Source organism: Mycobacterium gallinarum, from assembly GCF_010726765.1.
Lineage (GTDB): Bacteria > Actinomycetota > Actinomycetes > Mycobacteriales > Mycobacteriaceae > Mycobacterium > Mycobacterium gallinarum.
Genome location: NZ_AP022601.1, coordinates 2,521,774 through 2,541,150, shown reverse-complemented (window position 1 = coordinate 2,541,150; position 19,377 = coordinate 2,521,774). Strand labels below are relative to the sequence as shown.

At 65.7% G+C, this 19,377-nt stretch carries 18 protein-coding genes, 1 tRNA gene and 1 pseudogene; 13 read left to right on the top strand and 7 right to left on the bottom strand.

The features are described 5' to 3' along the window. From G6N42_RS12310 to G6N42_RS12260, 11 genes and pseudogenes are all read left to right on the top strand, one after another. Positions 1-1,992 carry an acetyl-CoA carboxylase biotin carboxylase subunit gene (locus tag G6N42_RS12310; RefSeq protein ID WP_163729843.1) on the top strand — a complete coding sequence of 664 codons (1,992 nt, stop codon included), beginning with the start codon at positions 1-3 and terminating at the stop codon, positions 1,990-1,992. 31 nt (positions 1,993-2,023) lie between these two features. After that, the gene (locus tag G6N42_RS12305) at positions 2,024-3,184 is read left to right on the top strand and encodes an acyl-CoA dehydrogenase family protein (RefSeq protein WP_163729842.1); all 1,161 of its coding nucleotides are present in this window, start codon (positions 2,024-2,026) and stop codon (positions 3,182-3,184) included. Then, a complete protein-coding gene (locus tag G6N42_RS12300) occupies positions 3,181-3,681 on the top strand; it encodes a MaoC family dehydratase (protein WP_163729841.1) in 501 nt (166 codons plus the stop codon). The genes G6N42_RS12305 and G6N42_RS12300 overlap by 4 nt, the downstream gene beginning before the upstream one ends. Next, positions 3,681-4,487, top strand: a complete 807-nt coding sequence (locus tag G6N42_RS12295) for an HpcH/HpaI aldolase/citrate lyase family protein (protein WP_163729840.1) — start codon at positions 3,681-3,683, stop codon at positions 4,485-4,487. The genes G6N42_RS12300 and G6N42_RS12295 overlap by 1 nt, the downstream gene beginning before the upstream one ends. 71 nt (positions 4,488-4,558) lie before the next feature. Beyond that, positions 4,559-5,032 carry a MarR family winged helix-turn-helix transcriptional regulator gene (locus G6N42_RS12290; protein ID WP_163729839.1) on the top strand — a complete coding sequence of 158 codons (474 nt, stop codon included), beginning with the start codon at positions 4,559-4,561 and terminating at the stop codon, positions 5,030-5,032. 72 nt (positions 5,033-5,104) lie between these two features. Continuing rightward, entirely contained in the window at positions 5,105-6,259 is a 1,155-nt protein-coding gene (locus G6N42_RS12285; protein ID WP_163729838.1) for a sulfotransferase family protein, read from the top strand. Continuing rightward, on the top strand, positions 6,249-7,562 hold the full coding sequence (locus G6N42_RS12280; RefSeq protein ID WP_163729837.1) for a DUF1214 domain-containing protein: 1,314 nt from the start codon (positions 6,249-6,251) through the stop codon (positions 7,560-7,562). The genes G6N42_RS12285 and G6N42_RS12280 overlap by 11 nt, the downstream gene beginning before the upstream one ends. Positions 7,563-7,598: 36 nt before the next feature. Then, positions 7,599-7,691: pseudogene (locus G6N42_RS31195) on the top strand (CoA ester lyase); the annotation flags it as partial. A 101-nt stretch (positions 7,692-7,792) separates the two neighbouring features. Further along, the gene (gene pdhA / locus G6N42_RS12270; RefSeq protein ID WP_163729836.1) at positions 7,793-8,911 is read left to right on the top strand and encodes a pyruvate dehydrogenase (acetyl-transferring) E1 component subunit alpha; all 1,119 of its coding nucleotides are present in this window, start codon (positions 7,793-7,795) and stop codon (positions 8,909-8,911) included. 1 nt (position 8,912) lies between these two features. Beyond that, the gene (locus G6N42_RS12265) at positions 8,913-9,971 is read left to right on the top strand and encodes an alpha-ketoacid dehydrogenase subunit beta (protein ID WP_163729835.1); all 1,059 of its coding nucleotides are present in this window, start codon (positions 8,913-8,915) and stop codon (positions 9,969-9,971) included. Then, positions 9,968-11,152: a dihydrolipoamide acetyltransferase family protein gene (locus G6N42_RS12260; RefSeq protein WP_163729834.1), complete on the top strand. Its 1,185-nt coding sequence runs from the start codon at positions 9,968-9,970 to the stop codon at positions 11,150-11,152. The genes G6N42_RS12265 and G6N42_RS12260 overlap by 4 nt, the downstream gene beginning before the upstream one ends. A 1-nt stretch (position 11,153) precedes the next feature. Here G6N42_RS12260 and G6N42_RS12255 read toward each other — a convergent pair whose 3' ends face one another. From G6N42_RS12255 to G6N42_RS12240, 4 genes are all read right to left on the bottom strand, one after another. Further along, complete coding sequence (locus tag G6N42_RS12255; protein WP_163729833.1) at positions 11,154-11,906, bottom strand: enoyl-CoA hydratase; 753 nt, start codon at positions 11,904-11,906, stop codon at positions 11,154-11,156. Positions 11,907-11,944: 38 nt separating this feature from the next. Further along, positions 11,945-12,274 carry a hypothetical protein gene (locus tag G6N42_RS12250; protein ID WP_163737400.1) on the bottom strand — a complete coding sequence of 110 codons (330 nt, stop codon included), beginning with the start codon at positions 12,272-12,274 and terminating at the stop codon, positions 11,945-11,947. Between the two features lie 99 nt (positions 12,275-12,373). After that, positions 12,374-13,822 carry a PE-PPE domain-containing protein gene (locus G6N42_RS12245; RefSeq protein WP_163729832.1) on the bottom strand — a complete coding sequence of 483 codons (1,449 nt, stop codon included), beginning with the start codon at positions 13,820-13,822 and terminating at the stop codon, positions 12,374-12,376. A 102-nt stretch (positions 13,823-13,924) separates the two neighbouring features. Beyond that, a complete protein-coding gene (locus tag G6N42_RS12240; protein ID WP_163729831.1) occupies positions 13,925-14,890 on the bottom strand; it encodes an acyl-CoA dehydrogenase family protein in 966 nt (321 codons plus the stop codon). A gap of 60 nt (positions 14,891-14,950) precedes the next feature. On the opposite strand from G6N42_RS12240, the gene G6N42_RS12235 reads away from it, so the two are divergent. Next, positions 14,951-16,054, top strand: a complete 1,104-nt coding sequence (locus G6N42_RS12235; RefSeq protein ID WP_163729830.1) for an acyl-CoA dehydrogenase family protein — start codon at positions 14,951-14,953, stop codon at positions 16,052-16,054. 6 nt (positions 16,055-16,060) lie between these two features. Here G6N42_RS12235 and G6N42_RS12230 read toward each other — a convergent pair whose 3' ends face one another. From G6N42_RS12230 to G6N42_RS12220, 3 genes are all read right to left on the bottom strand, one after another. Continuing rightward, entirely contained in the window at positions 16,061-16,915 is an 855-nt protein-coding gene (locus G6N42_RS12230) for an IclR family transcriptional regulator (RefSeq protein ID WP_163729829.1), read from the bottom strand. A gap of 91 nt (positions 16,916-17,006) precedes the next feature. Then, positions 17,007-18,497 (bottom strand): histidine phosphatase family protein, encoded by a 1,491-nt coding sequence (locus G6N42_RS12225; RefSeq protein ID WP_232076126.1) that lies wholly within the window; start codon positions 18,495-18,497, stop codon positions 17,007-17,009. 159 nt (positions 18,498-18,656) lie between these two features. After that, positions 18,657-18,729 (bottom strand) — tRNA-Arg (locus tag G6N42_RS12220). Positions 18,730-18,931: 202 nt separating this feature from the next. On the opposite strand from G6N42_RS12220, the gene G6N42_RS12215 reads away from it, so the two are divergent. Next, positions 18,932-19,369 (top strand): group I intron-associated PD-(D/E)XK endonuclease, encoded by a 438-nt coding sequence (locus G6N42_RS12215; RefSeq protein ID WP_163729828.1) that lies wholly within the window; start codon positions 18,932-18,934, stop codon positions 19,367-19,369. The last annotated feature ends 8 nt before the right edge of the window (positions 19,370-19,377 follow it).

Sequence of the window (19,377 nt, the reverse complement as noted above, 5' to 3'; positions counted from 1 at the left end):
GTGACCACCATAGATACAGTCTTGATCGCCAACCGCGGTGAGATCGCCGTGCGCGTGATCCGCACGCTGCGTGCGATGGGTATCCGTTCGGTCGCGGTGTTCAGCGACGCCGACACCGGCGCCCGTCACGTCGCCGAGGCCGATGTGGCGGTGAACATCGGGCCTGCCGCGGCCCGGGAGAGCTATCTCGACATCGACGCGGTGGTCGCGGCGGCCCGGCGCACCGGGGCGCAGGCGGTGCACCCGGGTTACGGGTTCCTCTCGGAGAACGCACAATTCGCGGCTGCCCTGCACTCCGCTGGCATCGTGTTCATCGGCCCTCCAGTCGGCGCGATACAGACGATGGGTGACAAAATCGCCGCCAAGGCCGCGGTGTCGGCGTTCGGAGTTCCTGTCGTTCCCGGTGTGTCGCGGCCCAGCCTCACCGACGCAGACCTGATCGCCGGTGCTGACGAGGTCGGATACCCGGTCCTGGTGAAGCCGTCCGCGGGCGGCGGCGGCAAGGGCATGCGCGTCGTACACGAGCCGGCGGAGCTGGCGGCCGCGCTGGCCAGCGCCCGCCGGGAGGCCGCGTCGGCCTTCGGCGACGACACGCTGTTCCTCGAACGTTTCGTGTTGAACCCGAGACACATCGAGGTGCAGGTGCTCGCCGACGGCTTCGGCAACGTCGTGCACCTAGGCGAACGCGAGTGCAGTCTGCAGCGTCGGCATCAGAAGGTGATCGAAGAGGCGCCGTCGCCCCTTCTGGACGCGGCAACCCGTGCCCGCATCGGTGCCGCGGCCTGCGATACGGCCCGCAGTGTGGAGTACACCGGCGCGGGCACCGTCGAGTTCATCGTGTCCGCCGACCGGCCCGACGAGTTCTTCTTCATGGAGATGAACACCCGCCTGCAGGTCGAGCACCCGGTGACCGAAATGGTCACCGGCGTCGACCTCGTCGAACAACAGGTGCTCATCGCGGCGGGGCACAAGCTGCCGTTCAGCCAGGACGACATCACTTTGACCGGGCACGCCATCGAGGCGCGCGTCTACGCCGAGGACCCCGGCCGTGGCTTCCTGCCGACTGGCGGCACCGTGCTGGACCTTGCCGAACCCGGTGGCCGCGGCGTCCGCGTCGACTCCGGGCTGAAAGCCGGCACCATAGTCGGCAGCGACTACGACCCGATGCTGTCGAAGGTCATCGCGCACGCCGAGGACCGTGCCGGCGCCATCCGCGCCCTCGATACGGCCCTGTCGCAGACCGCTGTCCTCGGTGTCGTCACGAACATCGAGTTTCTGCGATTTCTGCTGGCCGATCCTGACGTCGTCGCCGGTGACCTCGACACCGGTCTACTCGACCGCCGCATGCCGGACTTCGAGCCCGCGGAGCCGGGTGACCGTGAGTTGATCGCCGCGGCTGCCCACAAGTGGCTGCGCGGCTGGCCCGACCCGGTCACCGACCTGTGGGCGGTGCCATCGGGATGGCGGCTCGGAGAGCACGCGCCGACGGCGCTTCGCCTGCATTCCGGCGACCGCACCGACCACGTCTACCTCACCGGCAACCCCGGATCCGCGACCGCTGCCGTGGAGGACAGCGAATCCCGTTCGTTGTCAGCGTCTCTCGACGGTGACAAGTTGTCGTTGACGCTGGATGGGTTGCGAACCGAGTACCTGGTCGCGGCCGTCGACGGGCGGACCTGGCTGTCCGGTGACGGGCACACCGCCGTCGTCGACGAGGTTCGGGAAGCGCCCGTGCGCCCCGACGACGAACTGGGCGGCGACGCCGAGCTGACGAGCCCAATGCCGGGTTCGGTTGTCGCCGTCGGTGTTTCCGACGGCGACGCGGTCGAGGCCGGAACCGTCGTAGTGACCGTCGAGGCCATGAAGATGGAACACGCACTGACCGCCCCGGTCGCGGGTGTGGTCGAGCTACTCGTCGCCGTCGGCGACCAGGTCAAGGTGGGCCAGACATTGTCCCGGATCACCGCTAGTGAGAAAGCAGAACAGGCATGAGCATCAAGCGAGTAGCGGAGGCGGATCGCGCATGAGCAACAGTCTGGCGACGGGCATGCTGCCCGATCACTATGAGCAGCTGGCCAAGACGGTCCGCGATTTCGCGCAGAGCGTGGTCGCGCCCGTCGCCGCCAAACACGATGAAGAGCACTCGTTTCCGTACCAGGTCGTCGCCGGCATGGCCGATATGGGGTTGTTCGGCCTGCCATTCCCCGAGGAATACGGCGGTATGGGCGGTGACTACTTCGCGCTGTGCCTGGCGCTGGAGGAGCTCGGCAAGGTCGATCAGAGTGTGGCGATCACGCTGGAGGCAGGTGTTTCGCTGGGTGCGATGCCTGTGTACCGCTTCGGCAACGAGGAGCAGAAGCAGGAATGGCTGCCGCTGCTGGCGAGCGGAAAGGCGCTGGGTGCATTCGGTCTGACCGAGGCGGGTGGCGGTACCGACGCGGGCGCGACTCGAACGACAGCGCGGCTAGACGACGGGCACTGGATTATCAATGGCTCCAAGCAGTTCATCACCAACTCGGGCACCGACATCACCAAGCTCGTCACCGTTACCGCAGTAACGGGGGACACGGACGGCAAAAAGGAGATCTCGTCGATCCTGGTGCCGGTTCCGACGCCGGGATTCACCGCCGAGCCTGCCTACAACAAGGTCGGGTGGAATGCGTCGGACACCCACCCGCTGAGTTTCGACGACGTCCGGGTACCGCAGGAGAACCTGCTGGGCGAACGTGGTCGCGGTTACGCCAATTTCCTGCGCATCCTCGACGAGGGACGGATCGCCATTGCAGCATTGTCCGTCGGTGCCGCGCAGGGCTGCGTCGACGAATGTGTGAAGTACGCCAAGGAGCGGGAGGCGTTCGGTCAGAAGATCGGCGCGTACCAGGCCATCGCATTCAAGATCGCCCGCATGGAGGCGCGCGCACACTCGGCCCGAACCGCCTACTACGACGCGGCGGCACTGATGCTGGCGGGCAAGCCGTTCAAGAAGGCCGCGGCAATCGCCAAGCTGGTGGCCAGCGAGGCGGCGATGGACAACTCCCGCGATGCCACGCAGGTGTTCGGCGGCTACGGCTTCATGAACGAGTATGCGGTCGCTCGTCACTACCGCGACAGCAAGATCCTCGAAATCGGCGAGGGGACAACGGAAGTACAGCTGATGCTGATCGCACGGGAGGCCGGCCTGTGAGCGGCGCCGAAGAGTCCAAGAAGGTCATCGTCCAACGCGGTCTGTGGTTCGAGGAATTCGAAACCGGTGTCCTGTACCAGCACCGGCCGGGACGCACCATCACCGAGGCGGACAACGTGCTGTTCACCACTCTGACCATGAACACCCAGGCGCTGCATCTCGATGCGGCGTTCTCCGATGCGTTGCCCCCGTTCAACCAGCGGCTGGTGAATTCGATGTTCACGCTGTCGACACTGGTCGGGCTGTCGGTGGCGCAACTGACACAGGGCACCATCGTCGGAAACCTCGGCTTCGGCGAAGTCGCGTTCCCGAAGCCGCTCTTCCACGGTGACACGCTCTACGCCGAGACCGAGATCACCGAGAAGCGGGAATCGAAGAGCAGGCCGGGGGAAGGCATCGTCACCTTCTTGCACGTTGGCCGCAATCAACACGGTGACGTCGTGGCGACCGCGTCCCGCAAGACCATGGTGCGCAAGCGGCCCGAGGGGACGGCCTGATGGCGTTGGGCAACAACGGTCCGGCTTGGCTGTTCTGTCCCGCCGACCGCCCTGAACGGTTCGAGAAGGCCGCCGCCGCAGCCGATGTCGTTATCCTCGATCTCGAGGACGGTGTCGCCGCCAAGGACCGCGAAGCCGCACGCCAAGCGCTGATCGACACTCCGCTGGACCCCGCCCGCACGGTCGTCCGGATCAACCCGACCGCGACGTCCGATCATCAGCTCGACCTGGAGACGCTGGCGCGCACCGACTACACCGTCGTCATGCTGGCTAAAACCGAATCACCGCGCCAGGTCCGCGATCTCGCACCGCGCGAGGTGGTCGTGCTGATCGAGACACCGCTGGGCGCCTTGGAAGTCGGCGAACTGGCGCGCATGGACAATGCGTTCGCGGTCATGTGGGGCGCGGAGGATCTGTTCGCCGTCACCGGCGGCACCGCCAACCGGTGGCCCGACGGTAGTTACCGCGACGTCGCCAGACATGTGCGGTCGCAGAGTCTGCTTGCCGCCAAGGCGTACGGCAAGATCGCGTTGGATTCCGTTTATCTCAACATCAAGGACCTCGACGGCCTCCGCGCGGAAAGTGACGACGCGGTCGCAGTGGGCTTCGACGCCAAGGTTGCCATCCACCCATCGCAGGTTGCGGTCATTCGTGATGCCTACGCGCCGACAGACGAGCAGGTCGACTGGGCACGGGCGGTTCTCGCGGCTGCCCGCGATGAGCGGGGAGTGTTCCAACACGAGGGTTTGATGGTCGATGCCCCGGTGCTTCGGCGCGCAGAACGGATCGTCGCGTCCGCCACGTAGGGACGAGTTTCGCGGGACCGGCTTCATGCCCGCCTCTGAGCGTCACCCCGCATAGCGTGCATGATTTGCCAATGGCGTTGTCAGGCAGACAAGGGTCGCTGGACTCCATCAACCACACGCTGGCCAGGGTGATGCGGCTGAGCGGCAGTCGCTCCATGTTCGCCCGGCAGGCGGCGGCCGCCGGTGTGGATCTGGCGCAGCCGTCCTACGTCCTGCTCCGAACCCTCATCGACGAGGGACCGCTCCCGATGGGTGGTCTGGCGCGTATCGCTCACATGGACGTGGGCATGGCGGCGCGGCAGGTCAACGCACTCGTCGAGGCGCGGCTGGTCAGTCGACAGCCGGATCCCGCGGACCGACGAGTGTCACTCGTTGCGGCGAGCCCTGAGGGCCACCGGGTCGCGGGAGCACTGCAGGACGTGCGGCGGCGTCACTTGCAGCGGGCACTGTCCGGATGGTCGGCCTCCGAGCTGGAGGACTTCGATCGGCTTCTGATGCGGTTCCTCGCAGACACCACGGCGACTTCGATCGACGACGAACCATGAAGACAGGCGTCGAGAAGAGTGCGCTCTCGTAGTTGCTTGACATTGTCAAATTACTAGGGCTAGCCTTCTTGCATGGGTGCCGGGTGGCGCTACTACTTCGACTGGGCCAACTACCGCACGATGCTCAGGCTGTTGCGCGAGGAGCCAAATCCGGCGCGACGCCGAAAAATGTTCTGCGCGTTCCTGATCGGTGTGCCGACGATCGCCGCCATCCACGCCGTCTGCTTCGCGCTGGATCCCATCCTGTTCCCGTCGCTGCGCAGGACACAGGTGCGCGAGCCGACGTTTTGTGTCGGACATGCCCGCAGTGGCACCACCTATCTGCATCGGTTGATGGCCAAAGACCCTCAGTTCAGCTACGTGCTGATGTACGAGATGTTCTTTCCGTCGCTGCTCGAGAAGCGGTTCCTGCGGCTGCTGTTCCGAATCGATGACGTGACGGGGAAGCGCCTCCGGCGCAGGCTCGATGCGATCGAAGAGAGCGCGTTCGCTGAGACCAATGACATGCACAAGACGGGGTTCTTCGCACCCGAGGAGGACGACTTCCTGTTGACGTGGTCGCTGGGTTCCGGCTTCTGGATAGTGATGTTCCCCTACATGGGTGAGCTGGATTTCTACCACGTCGACCGCTGGAGCGAAGACAAGCGTAGGCGTGTGATGACCTTCTACAAGGAATGTGTTCGGCGCCAGATCGTCCTGAATGGCGGAGGAACTCACCTGAGTAAGAACCCGACCTTCTGCGGCCGCGTCGAGGCCCTCATCGAGACATTCCCGGATGCGAGATTCGTTGTGCCAGTGCGTAACCCTTACGAAACGATCCCGAGCCTCCTCAAGATGCTGCAAAAAGAGTGGACGCTGCGCGGACGCGACGACCAGTTGATCAAGAACTCGCTGCGCGTTCTGGCCGACCAGTCGTTCGATGCCTACGAACATCCGCTCGAGGTGCTGGCGCGACATCCGGAAACGCGCTCGTGCGTAGTCGACTATCGAGACCTGGTGAGCAGGCCTGCGCTCACGATGCGTTGCGTCTACGAGGAGTTGGGTCTCGAGCTCGGGCCCGCGGTCGCCGAGGCAATCGACTCGGCATTGGGACAAGGCCATGAGTCGGCTCATCGATACTGCCTCGAAGAATTCGGCCTTGATCCACACGAGATTCACACCCAGTTGGCCGGCCTCTTCGAGCGCTTCAACTGGGAGACAGAAGGAGACGACGCAATTGTCAACTGAGTCAAGCGCGACCGCACTCCGCGCCGCCTGGACCGACTTGATCGACGGACTGAACAGGGCAAGGGACGCGATCGACTCACCGGATCTACACGCGCCCCCAGAGACCGAGCGGGGGCTCGCCGAGGGATACCGCTACCTACTCGGCTTCACATTCGGTGCGATCGAGCGCGCCTTGTGTGAAGACCCCGCGTTCCCATACTTCCGCCGCGCAATTCAGCCGGTGGACAAGGCGACCATCGACAATGCCGACGCGCTGTACCTGTCGGCGTCGATCGACGGTGGCGCCAGTTACCGGGTGCGGGGCAGGCTGGTGGGCCACAAGGCGCCGCAGTACATGATTTTCGAAGCGCACACCGCGTACGCCGGAGACTCGGGCACATTGGCGGAGCTCAGCCCGACCGAACGCGCCATCACTGGATCGCTCGACAGCACGGGCCTGGTCGTGGCCGACGATGGTCAATTCGAGATCCTCGTCGCCCCGGCGCGGCCCGCCGATCACGTCGGCAACTTCATCGCCTCGCGTCAGGTCATCGGCGACGACACGAAAGATGCCCGATTCTTGATCGTGCGCATGCTTTTTCACGACTGGGAGAACGAGCTATCGCCCGATCTGCAGATCGTCCAGGCCGGCAGGGAGGGTGCGCATCCGCCGCCGATCGACCCGTCTGCCGCGGCCATCAAGATGCGTCGAGTCGGCGCGATCGTCGAGAATCAGATGAAGTTCTGGAACGAGTTCTACGACGTCGTCTTGGAGGCACACGGTGACCGGAACGGCGATGGCCAAACGTTCATGCCTCGCAACGGACTCAACGAACCCGCGCGGGCGAACCTCGCGACGGGCGGCGGTCAGTGCACCAACGTCTATTCCGGCGGAATGTTCGACCTCGGCCCGGATGAGGCCCTGCTGGTTGAGATCGACGCCCCAGTCGAGCCGTCCTACACCGGCTTTCATCTCGGCAATCTGTGGGGTGAGTCGTTGGACTATGCCAACCACGTGACCAGTCTCAACGGATTTCAAGCCGAAGCAGACACCGACGGCATCACCCGGTTCGTGATCGCCCACCGCGATCCCGGTGTGCCGAACTGGCTGGACACCACTGGCCAGACGCAAGGGTTCCTCACCGCGCGGTGGACCTACCCTGAGCCTCCTGACGAACTCCCGAAGGTCAATGTCAGCAAGATGGCGTTCGGCGAGGTGCGTCCACACCTCCCCGCCGCCACCCGCGTCGTCTCTCAAGACGAACGCAATGAGCAGATCCGGATCCGTCAGGAACACGTTCAACGGAGATATCGCCAGTACTGACGCGCGACACGTCCTCACCGCCGGCCGCGATCAGATGCTGTCTTCCAATGCGAGGGCATAATGGTTGATGCCCCAGTACTGCGGCGAGCAGAGCGCATCGTCGCGTTAGCGCCACACCCCGGCAGCTAGCGGACGAGCCCCCCACCAGGGGTTCTGCTCCGATCGCCTCCGTGCTGAGCACCTCAGTCGCCTGACGGCGCGACCCGCCGTCAGTGACCCTAGGAGGCGGTATGGCAGGGATCGATGCGACCCCGCGGACGTCTGGGATAGAGCCAGGCGTCGAGCTGGATCCGATACAGCTGGTCGCGCCCGATGGGACGCCGACCGCCTCAAGCAGGTCCTCTCAATACCGACGGAACCTCCCGCCCGAGACTCTGGCCTGGCTCTACGAGTCGATGGTCGTCACCCGCGAACTCGACATCGAGTTCGTCAACCTGCAGCGACAGGGTGAGCTGGCACTCTACGCATCCTGCCGTGGTCAGGAGGCCGCGCAGATCGGTGCCGCAGCTTGCCTGCCCAAGACCGACTGGCTGTTCCCGCAGTACCGAGAGATCGGCGCGTTTCTGCTGCGCGGACTCACCCCGGCGCAGATGGGTGCGGTCTGGCGCGGCAAATGGCACGGGGGGCTGCAGTTCACCGAGAAGTGTGTCGCGCCGATCTCGATCCCGATCGGAACCCAAGGTCTGCATGCGGTCGGCGCGGCGATGGCGGCGCAACGCCTTGGCGAGGATTCGGTGACCTTGACGTTCATGGGCGACGGCGCCACCAGCGAGGGCGACGCGCACGAGGCGCTGAATTTTGCGGCCGTGTTCAACGCGCCATGCGTGTTCGTCGTACAGAACAACCACTGGGCGATATCGGTTCCGGTCAGTAGGCAGCTGGCCGGGCCGTCGATCGCGCACCGGGCCATCGGCTACGGGATGCCCGGAGTTCGGGTGGACGGCAACGACGTGCTGGCCTGTTACGCCGTGACGGCCGAGGCCGCCAAGCGTGCCCGAGGAGGCGGCGGGCCGACGCTGATCGAGGCGATCACCTACCGGATGGGTCCGCACACCACCTCTGACGACCCCACCCGCTACCGCTCCGACGAGGAACTCGAATACTGGGCGGCGCGCGACCCGATTCAGCGCTACCGGACGTACCTGCAGTCGGTAGGTGTGTGGAGCGAGCGGCTCGAGGAGCGGGTTGCCGCCAAATCGAAGCGATTGCGCGCCGAGCTGCGGGAGGCGGTTGTCGACGCCGACGATTTCGACATCACCGACGTGTTCGACACCGTGTACCACGACATCACCCCGGACTTGCTGGCGCAGCGAGAACAAGTGCTGGCGGAGATCGCGAAGGAGGCCTGACGTGACTCAGATCATCGAGCGGCCGACCTTCCACGGAGACGACGAACCGCAACGTCCGTTATTGACCACCGTGCCGGACGCCCCGACGCTGACCATGGCCCAAGCGATCAACCGCGCACTGCACGACGCGATGGCAACCGACGAACGCGTGCTCGTGTTCGGTGAGGACGTCGCCACGCTCGGCGGTGTCTTCCGGGTCACCGAGGGGCTCGCTCAAACCTTCGGTGAGCAACGGTGTTTCGACACTCCGCTGGCGGAGTCGGCAATCATCGGCATCGCGATCGGCATGGCGATCCGCGGCTTGGTACCCGTCCCGGAGATCCAATTCGACGGGTTCGCCGCGCCGGCGTTCGACCAGATCGTCAGCCATCTCGCGAAGTACCGGATGCGAACCCGCGGCGACATCGAGATGCCGGTGACCATCCGGATTCCGTCGTTCGGCGGAATCGGGGCCGTCGAACACCATTCGGAGTCGACCGAAAGCTACTGGTTGCACACCGCGGGGTTGAAGGTGGTGGCGCCCTCGACCCCGACCGACGCGTACTGGCTGCTGCGACAGTCGATCACATGCCGTGATCCGATCGTCTACCTGGAACCCAAGCGCCGGTATTGGTTACGTGAACCCGTCGACACCGTCACCCCTGGCCTGCCGATCGGGCGTGCGGCGATCCGGCGTAGCGGAGACGACGTCACGGTGGTGACCTACGGACCGCTGGTCGCCACAGCCGTCAGCGCCGCCGAACTGGCGGCGCAGCACCACGGTTGGAGTATCGAGGTCATCGACCTTCGGTCGCTGAACCCGTTGGACTTCGATACGGTCGCCGAATCGGTGCGGCGCACCGGTCGCGCTGTGGTCATGCACGAGGGGCCGCGCACGCTGGGCTTCGGTGCTGAACTCGCGGCGCGCATCCAAGAGGAGTTGTTCTACGACCTCGAGGCACCGGTCCTGCGCGCCACCGGATTCGACACCCCGTTCCCGCCGGCACGGCTGGAAAAGCTGTGGCTACCGGGAGTCGACCGGCTTCTGGATTGCGTCGAGCGGACGCTGGAGGCGCCATGACCGACCAGGTGCGGGACTTCCTCGTTCCCGATCTCGGTGAGGGGCTGGAGGACGCGACGATCACGAGCTGGAGCGTCGCGGTCGGCGACACCGTCGAGCTCAACCAGACGCTGTGCACGGTCGAGACCAACAAGGCCGAGGTGGAGATCCCGAGTCCGTTCGCGGGGCGGATCGCCGAGCTCGGCGGCGGCGAAGGTGAAACGCTGAATGTCGGTGCGGTGCTGGTCCGTATCGAGACCGACACGCCGACGGCTGTGGAGACCAAGCGTAACCCGGTCCTGGTCGGCTACGGCGCCGACGACGAGATGGACGAAACCAGGCGAACCACGCCGCCCACGTCGACACGACCACGCGCGAAGCCCCCGGTACGAAAGTTGGCATCGGAGCTGAACGTTGACCTCAACGCGCTGGTGGGCTCGGGCGCCGACGGTGTCATCACCCGCGAGGATGTCTTGACGTCGGCGGGCCGGTCCGCGCCGAGCCCCGACATGGTGGCGGTGCGCGGCGTGCGGGCGGAGATGGCCCATCGAATGTCGCTGTCGCGCAGGGAGATACCCGATGCCCATGCCAGCGTGCAGGTCGATGGGACGAACCTGGTGCGGCTGCGCGACCGCATGCGTGACCAGGTGGGCGACGACGTGTCGATCACACCGTTCGTACTCACGTTGCGGCTGTTGACGATTGCGCTCACCCACCACCAGAACCTCAACGCGACTTGGGTAAATACCACCGAAGGTCCGCAGATCCATCTGCACTCCGCGGTGCATCTGGGATTCGGAGTCGCGGCACCGCGCGGCCTGCTGGTGCCCGTCGTCAAAGACGCCCAGGACAAGACGACCCGCGAGCTCGCCGACGTGGTCGCCCGGCTGATTCGGGACGCGCGGTCCGGCACGCTCAGGCCGACCGAACTGCAGGGCTCGACGTTCACGGTGTCCAACTTCGGCGCGCTCGGGCTCGATGACGGCGTCCCGGTGATCAACTATCCGGAGGCGGCGATCCTCGGGATGGGCTCGCTGAAGCCGCGCCCCGTCGTCGTCGACGGAGAAGTCGTGGCGCGGCCGACGATGTCGCTCACGTGTGCGTTCGACCATCGCATCATCGACGGCGCGCAGGCCGCCGCATTCTTGGCCGAACTGCGCGGCCTCATCGAGTCGCCCGAACTGGCGCTGTTGGACCTCTAGCTCACCGGCGCTTGGCGGCCTCGAGTCGGCGCGCGAACTCCGGTGATTCGATGGAGGTCGCCTGCGGGCCCAGCTCGGTGTCCACCGCGATGCGGTGCTGGTCGCTGTCGACGAATCCGGGGTTGGCGGTAGCGCGCATCGAGGCTTTGGTCGCGAGAACCACCTCGCGCGGCGCAGCGGCCGGTCCCGCGGCGAGTTCGCGCGCGGCGGCCACGGGATCCTCGGCGACCTTGAGCGCGAGTCCGTGGCGCACCGCCGTCTCGGCGTCGAAGCTCATCCCGAACAGTAGCGACGCGCGGGCTACCTGCGGACCGACCGCGCGCTGCAGCATCCACGTGGCACCGCCGCCGGGATGGATGCCCAGCTTCTGAAAGCGCGGATCGAAGAGGGCGTGGGGACCGGCGATGCGGACATCCGCGGCTAGTGCGAGGTTCAGCCCGGCGCCGACTGCCGCGCCGTTGACGGCGGCGATCGTCGGCAACGTGCAGTTGGCGACCGCGAGGAATCCGTCGTAGATCACGCGCAGGCCGTCCTCGGTGGCCTCGCCGAGCGCGGTCAGATTGGCGCCTGCGCAGAACGCCTTCCCGGCGCCGGTGACGATCAGCGCATGCACATCTGTGTTGGCCTCGGCGGCATCCACCGCGGCACGCAACGCCGCAGAGATCTCGAAAGTGACCGCGTTGCGGCGGTCGGGATCGTTGATGGTGATGACGGCGACGTGGTGGTCGACGTGAACCAGTACGAGATCAGACACGCGGCTCAGCCTAGTGACCGCTCACAGCCCTCTGTGAGTCAGGCGATCGTCAACGTGACGTTGTGTAGCGCCACCGCGACATCGGTGGGCAGGATGTCGACGAACGTCGCGGCGTCGCGCTGGGCGGGGCCGGAAGCGATGACGTTGCCCGGAAAGCTGGGGCTGCACGGGAAGTTGTGGCAGCGGTACCAGAACCCGGGCGCACTTTGATACGGAAACATGCTCGGGGCCTGATTGACGCGGTAGTGGCCCGGCGGGATGAACGCCGTCGCCCATCCGTCGCGCGGATTGGTGGTGACGTTGAAGACGCCGTTGCTGCCGTAGCTCGGTGGAGCGGCGTCCGCAGGGACGGCCAGTCCCAGCGCCATCAGTGCGGCGCCCGCTGCCGTCGCGACCTTCGTCTTCACGTCGTGGAGTGTATCCACAGCGTCGCCAGGCCGAGGCAGATCTCGCGACGACAGCACCCGTCACGCCGCCGCGGCGCCACCGTTGTTCGCGTCGGTGGATCCGCCGGGTTCGGTGCCGTCGCCGGCGCCGTTCCCGCCGGCTGGCTCGGTCGGCGACGGATCTGTCGGCTGTTCGACGTTCTCGCCGTCCTTCGGTTTGTCTGGCACGGCGCCGACAGGGCTTTCCGAGCCCTCTCCGAGGGTGCCGGGCTTGACCTTGAGTCCGTCCCGAACGACGTTCAGCAGGGGCTTGTTGGTCAGTTTCGGCTTCTGCGGTTTCAGATAATCCGGCACCGCGGTCGCCTCGGCGGCCTGCTCGAGTTGCTCGGCGATCGGAGGCTTGTCTTCCGCCGCAAATGGCTCGGCCGTGTCGGTGGTCGGCTCAATCCTGTTCATAGACGGCGGATTTTCCTGCCGCAGCGGACCGAGCGCCGCGGCGACCGTGCGCTCGATCACGCCGGGAAGCTTCGCCAAGGCGGTCACGATGTCAGCGCTCGACGGCAGGAACGCCCCGGGTCGATAGGCGCTGGGATCGCTCGGAATCGGGTTGCCGCCGTAGTAACCGAAGTCGACGGCCAACTCCAGAACTGGATTGAGGACATCGGCGATGTAGTCACCGAAGTAGGTGCGAATCAGCTTGGTCAGCGGCAGCTCGTCCGTCGTATAGGTGACATACGTGGTGTTGTCCCGCGTCGTGATGTAGGCCGTGATTCGGTCGCTCGGCGAGCTGCATCGCGCGTCGGGGCAGTCCAGCACGGCGCCGCTTTCGGTGATCGCGCACGTGTTGGCGTTGCACGTGACCGACGGTGTGCCGTCGGCATTGACCGGCAGATCGATCTCCGCCTGATTCAGGCGCGTGTTCAGGTACGCCGCCAGCGAATTGACCGCCGAGAACGGGTTCAGCACGTAGGAAGGGGCATTCGAGTTGTAGTCGTACTGGTAGCCGACGTTCACTGCCGCCTGGGCCGGAACCTCGCTGGGGGTGGGAATGGGGTTGACCCCGATGAGGGCGAACCACGGATACCGGGTGCCGAAGCCGCCGTCGGGACGAGCGACGTCGTTGTCCAGAATGAAGACGGTGTCCGCGTAGGCCGGATCGTCCCTCAGCAACAGCAGACTCGCGTTCGCCGCACCCCAGCCCGAGGCGAGGACGGCGTTCTGCTCGCCCGCGTTCTCGTCCAGCGCAGCCCTGATGCCGGCGGGGCCCTCACGGAAGTTCACACGGACGATGTCCGTGCCGTCGGCCCCGGTGTACATCGGGTCGCGGAACTTGCCGCCGAAGAAGTTCTCGACGCCCTCTCCGGTCGGATTTGTCGAGCTCCCGACCACGATGAGTGCGGCCAGGTCGACAAGGGACGCGGAGATGGAGGCGGGTTGCGTGACCGCAACGGCGCCGACGCTGGTAGCGACTCCCACCGCGACAGCGCCGATCGCGACCTTGAGCGTGCGCTTTCCGTCAGACTTCGCCATTGATCCGCCCCTTGTAAGCATTTCGCAGCAAACCTGTTGCCCACCGGAATGGTACGCGAGATCGCCACTTCTCGGCACTCGGGATGTCCGTGATTTTGCCGATCAGGCGCCCACTGCTTCGTCGAGCACAGCGGCGGACAGTCGGCACCCCATATGCACGTCCCGCCACAGGCGGGTAACCGGATCGGTCATGTCGAGCGCATGGCGACTGTTGCCAAGGATGTGGTCGGCGGCGGACCTCGCCCTGGCCACCGCTTGCCGATAGGCCCGGGCGTCGGCCGCTTCGGCCTCCGGACGCCGCAACGCGTCGACGATCTGGAGCCTGGTCGCGTCGATGTCGGATGCGGCCCGGGCCACTTGCGCAGGGGCGGCGTTGGCCAGTTCGCCGCCGCTGTAGGACGTAGCAAGCCGAGCCCGCATCTGTTCGACGTGGTGGCGCCAGACGCCCTCGGCCGCCCCTGTCACTGCTGCGGCCGCACCGGCCATGGCGATTGCCGCGGCACGGTGGTCACTTGGAAAGGCGTGGCTGTCGTCGACGACGTGACCGGCGATCGTCACGTCGCAGACGCCTGCGACGGTGAAACCCTCGCGATGCGGTTCGATCCGTGCGGCGGCACGCGGCACGAGGACGCGGCGGGCGTTCTCCGTGGGCAGCAGCAGCCAGTCGGCATATTGGGCGCCGACGACCGATTCCCACCGGCCGACCAGCCGCTGATCGGGCCCGACGGCACCCGAGCCGCGATAAGCGATGGTAGCCACCGCTTCCGGATCCGAACCCCATACCGCGTGGACAACAGCCTCTGGGAGAGTCGCGATTTGGCGGGTGGCCGCATGGAACATCGCCGCGAGCCACCCGAGCGATCCGTCGAGAGACGCGAGTTCGCAGATCTGCGAAACGAACTCGTCGGCACCCAATTCCGACCCGCCATGCCGCGCCGGGCGCATCGCGTGGCCGGCTATCGAACCGTGCAGCCCGACAAGTGATTCAGTCGTGACCCCTTCGGATTCGCTGGCCAGCTTGCCGAGAATGACGCGGACGACGCGCGGCACGGTCGTCTGCTCGGCCATACTCACCTCCACGCGGGCGCCGAACTGGTATTGAGAAATCGTGGCACGAAAAAGGCAGCTGTGAAGCAGACTACGACGCCGTCGGTGCTCGATTCGGTTCGAGAGTTGATTCCCGAGATCGCCGCGGCCGCGCCAGATGTGGACCGGCGGCGCGCGGTCGACCCCGAAATGATCGCGCGCCTTCAGGACACCGGCTACTTCGCGCTGCTGCGACCGCAGGGTTTTGAGAGCGAGGGCGACCCCGACGACTATCTGACCGCCACGCATGAACTCTCCTCGGCGTGCATGTCGACCGGCTGGCTCGCCGGATGGCTGGCGATGAACAGCTGGGGGCTGTCGGTGCGCAACGAAAGGGTGCAGCAGGACATCTGGGGTGACGACCCGCGCACGCTGCTGTGCTCGTCCTACGCCCCGACCGGACGGTTGGAGTCCGTCGACGGCGGGTTCCTACTATCCGGTCGATGGGCCCGATGCACCGGCGCGCGCCATGCGGCGTGGTTGAGCGCCGCGGCGCTGCGCGTGGGGCCTGACGGCGCCGCCCAGGACTTCATGGCAGTGCTGGTGCCGCAGGCTGACTACGTGATCGAGCCCACCTGGAATGGGTTGGGACTGAGGGGGATTGGTGCGGACGACGTCGTCATGTCCGGCGTATTCGTGCCAGAGCATCGCGCGTTCAGCTGGCTGAACTTCGATCCGAACGCTGCGACGAAGCTGCTGGACCGGTTGCCGCAGCCGACGTTGTACACCCTGGCCGGAACCATTCCGCTGCTCGGGGCGGCGCAACGAGTGCTGGCAGAGCGGGCGCCGGACTCTTCGACACCGCTGGATCCGATCGCGATGGCCCGCGCGGACATTGAACTGTCGATGCTTCAGATCAGACGCAATCTTGCCGATCTGATGGACCGCGTTCGCGCCGGCGGATATCCGGATGCGGAATTGGTGCTTCGCGCGCGTCGGGACCAGGTGATGGCGTGCGAGCGGGCGGTCGCGGCGATCCGCACGGTCGTGCACAATCCGGGTCCCCACGCTGATCACGCTCTGCTGGAACGAATCTGGCGTGATGTGCAAACCGCGCAACGCCACGTGTCGAGCAATGTGGAACAGGTACTTTCTGTGGCCGGTCGGTTCGCGATGGGTCTCAACGTGGATGACCTCATCTGGTAGCGCGGGTCACACCCAGTCGTCGGACGACAGGGTGCGTAGCACCCGCGACATCATGTCGTCGGTGACGGTCGTGGAATCGGTGTCGTTCCGCGTTGCGGGTATCGCCCTGCCGATGTGCTCCGATATGCCTCTTGCAGCGCGCGTGAGGAACGGCGCCATCCGGTTGAGCCAGCGGGCGGGCATCGGGCCGGTGAGGGAGAGACCGGCCACCTCGCCGTCGGCCATTCGGATGGGTGCTGCGACGCTCGACAGACCCACGGCCAGTTCCTGGTCGTCGTAGGCGAGTCCGTGCCGGGATCGGATCAGTGCCAGCTCCCGGTGCAGCGTGGCCAGGTCGGCGATGGTCGCCGGGGTGCGCTTGGGGAGCGGATCGGCCAGGATCGCGTCGACGTCCTCGGCGGGCTGCATGGCCAGCATCGCCTTGCCCAGCGCGCTGGCGTGGGCGGGGGTGCGGCCCGCGACGCGTGTCGGAATCGCGACATCGCTGCTGCCACCGACCTTGTCGAGATAGACGATGTCCGCTCCCAGCAGCACGCCGAGATGTACGACGAGGGATGTGTCGGCGGCAAGACGTCTGAGCACCGGCGACGCTATGCCGCGCAACTCGGAGTGATCGACGGCGCGATTCGCCGAGAGAGACGACGCAGCAAGGCAATAACCGTCCGGCCCGCGGGTGAGCAACCCTGTCGCGTGAAGTTGATTGAGGATGCGGTGAGTCGACGAACGCGGCAGGCCGGTGTGGGAGGCCACGTCGTCGAGGCGTAGCTGCTTTCCGGCGCGGTCGAACGAGTTGATGATCAACGCGACCCGCGCCACCATCGACGCCGGCGCGTCAGACGCACTGTTCGCAGGACCGACCAAGGGCCCTCCCGTGTCGCGGTTGAGTCAGTTCACTGTAGGTGGCAGAAAAACAGTCGGCCCCTTGCAGGGGCAAGGGGCCGACTGCACTCATTTACGCCGCGTTGCTTTGCGAACCTCCGCCGTCACTGTCACTGTCACTGTCACTGTCACTGGGACTGGGACCGGTGCTGCCTGCGGTGCCGGTGGTGCCGACCGTTTCCGAGGTGGTGCTGTCCTTCTTGTCAGTGGCACGTTTCGGAGTAAACCTCGAGACGAAGTCGCGGACATCGTCGGCCGTGATCGGACCACGATCGCCGGCCCGAGTAGGCCTCGTGGTGCGCGCCGGTACGGACTCGGCACCTTCGCTCGCCTCGTCAGCGTCGACCGCCTGTGACTTCTTGGTGGAGCTGCGTGGCTTGGCGCCGAACGAGCTCGTGGCAGCGGAAACGCGCCCGGCGATGTCGGTGGATTCCGCCGTCGCCGAGTTGTCGGTCGTCGCTGTGACCGAGGCGACCTGGCTGTGCGGTGCCGGGGTGTTTTCGGTGTCACCGGACTCGGCGGGTTGCGACGTCAGCTTGCTGATCTCGTTGGTGATTTTGGCGGTGACGGCGCGGCTGAACTTGGCGAACGAGAACTGCGTGTCCGCGGCGCCGCGATTGACCGCGGTGAGGATCGTCCTGACGTCCCGCGTGGCGAACGCGTCGGCGACCTCATCGAAAGTCGCGGTCAGCTGACGCGTCAAGGTGCGCTGCTGAAGCGCGATTTCGGCGCTGAGTGTGGGTTCAGGGCTGAACCGCTGCCCGTTCCAGTCGACCAACGTCCAGCCGTCTTCGTTGTTGCCTTCGATGACGACGTAGTCGGTGTTGCCCAACGCAGCCGTCTGCAGCAGCTGTAGCTTCTGGATCGGGGTCAGGTTGTTCACGTTCATCATCGTCCAGAACATGATGGCGCCGCCGTGCGAGTACACGATCGCGTTGCGGTCACCGTTGTCGTACATCGTCTGCAGCGCACCGTCGACCCTGGCGTCGAACACATACCCGTTGAGTCCATCCGTACCGGGCATGACGGTGCCCTTGTTGAAACGATCCACTGGGATCTGGGGGATGACGCCGGGCAGTGCCCACCCGATGGGATACAGCCCGTACCCCCGCGAGGCGTTGGCCTCCGGGGTGCCCTCGAAGACACCGGCCTCGATCTCCTGAAGGCCGGGCAGCACCTGCACCGGCAGGCCCAGGTACTGCGACATCGGGGCCGCGGTGAGCTGGGTCCGCACCATCGTGGATGCGTAGATGGCGTCGTAGTTGTTGTCGCCGAGTAGGTCGACCACATCTTCAGCCTGCTGCTGACCCAACGGGGTGAGCACCGGGCCCGGGGTCGACGTGTCGATCAGTCCGGAGGCATTGCCCTCGGATTGACCGTGGCGGACGAACGTCACCCGCATCGTCTCGGCCGCCGAGGCGGGAACCGCCGCGCCAATGAGCATGGCGATCGCGGCTACAACGACGCCGAGGATCCGGTACATCGCCCTTCTGCGCTGACGCCCTGGCGACGTCGCTCGTATTCGTGAACCCGCCTGGATGGCGCCTTCAGACGCACCGTTCATTGAGCAATTCCTCCCGCCGTTGGTGTGGACAGCTCACGGTGAACGGAAGGTGAACACGGGACAACCCGCAATCTCATTCAGCGGGACTTGCGCGTCGCAACGAGCGAGCTATGCGGTGTTCAGGCGCGGTGTCGCGTGTGGCGAGCGCTCCTCATTTTGCGCCCCCGGCAGGATTCGAACCTGCAACCTACGGAGTAGAAATCCGCTGCGCTATCCGTTGCGCCACGGGGGCAAGTGATACGACACGCGACCCAGAAACTACCGACGTATCGCAACGACACCTACATGTGGCCGTCGTTCTCCTTTCACATACGCCTCCCGAGCAGGGCGAAACCGGGTATTGGGTCACTCTGTCGGTGAGCTACGAAGGCAGCGCACCTACCTTAGCCGAACTCCCGCAAACCGATTGATGGGTCATCGATTACTCTAAAACGATGGCGCACCACACGAAAGACAAGGGTGATTTGGGCATCGCCAAAGCCCATGCCGATTTGGTGAGTCAGGGATTCACGGTCTTGTTCCCGGCGACGGAGCATGCGCCGTTCGACCTCGTCGCGTACGCAGCGGGAGAATTCAACCGTCTACAAGTGAAGTATCGATCGGCGCGCACAGGCGCCGTCACCGTCACGTTCCGATCCATGTGGGCGGACCGCAACGGGACGCACACGACACGGATGGATAAAAGCGCAATCGATACGGTGTGCATCTACTGCCCGGAGACCGACGAGTGTTACTACATCCCGCCCGATGCGTATGGCGCATCGGTCACGCTCCGGATAGCGCCCAGCAGGAACGGCCAAAAGGCGGGAGTTCTGGACGCTGCAGCCTTCCGTAAGCTGCCGAGTCCGCTGACGCGTCGCGACAGCCACTAAAGGCCCGT

Coding starts and splice junctions, on each gene's coding strand:
- G6N42_RS12305 (WP_163729842.1), top strand. CDS start 2,024: ATGAGCAACAGTCTGGCGACGGGCATGCTGCCCGATCACTATGAGCAG.
- G6N42_RS12295 (WP_163729840.1), top strand. CDS start 3,681: ATGGCGTTGGGCAACAACGGTCCGGCTTGGCTGTTCTGTCCCGCCGAC.
- G6N42_RS12290 (WP_163729839.1), top strand. CDS start 4,559: ATGGCGTTGTCAGGCAGACAAGGGTCGCTGGACTCCATCAACCACACG.
- G6N42_RS12285 (WP_163729838.1), top strand. CDS start 5,105: ATGGGTGCCGGGTGGCGCTACTACTTCGACTGGGCCAACTACCGCACG.
- pdhA (WP_163729836.1), top strand. CDS start 7,793: ATGGCAGGGATCGATGCGACCCCGCGGACGTCTGGGATAGAGCCAGGC.
- G6N42_RS12260 (WP_163729834.1), top strand. CDS start 9,968: ATGACCGACCAGGTGCGGGACTTCCTCGTTCCCGATCTCGGTGAGGGG.
- G6N42_RS12250 (WP_163737400.1), bottom strand. CDS start 12,274: ATGGCGCTGGGACTGGCCGTCCCTGCGGACGCCGCTCCACCGAGCTAC.
- G6N42_RS12245 (WP_163729832.1), bottom strand. CDS start 13,822: ATGGCGAAGTCTGACGGAAAGCGCACGCTCAAGGTCGCGATCGGCGCT.
- G6N42_RS12240 (WP_163729831.1), bottom strand. CDS start 14,890: ATGGCCGAGCAGACGACCGTGCCGCGCGTCGTCCGCGTCATTCTCGGC.
- G6N42_RS12225 (WP_232076126.1), bottom strand. CDS start 18,497: ATGAACGGTGCGTCTGAAGGCGCCATCCAGGCGGGTTCACGAATACGA.
- G6N42_RS12215 (WP_163729828.1), top strand. CDS start 18,932: ATGGCGCACCACACGAAAGACAAGGGTGATTTGGGCATCGCCAAAGCC.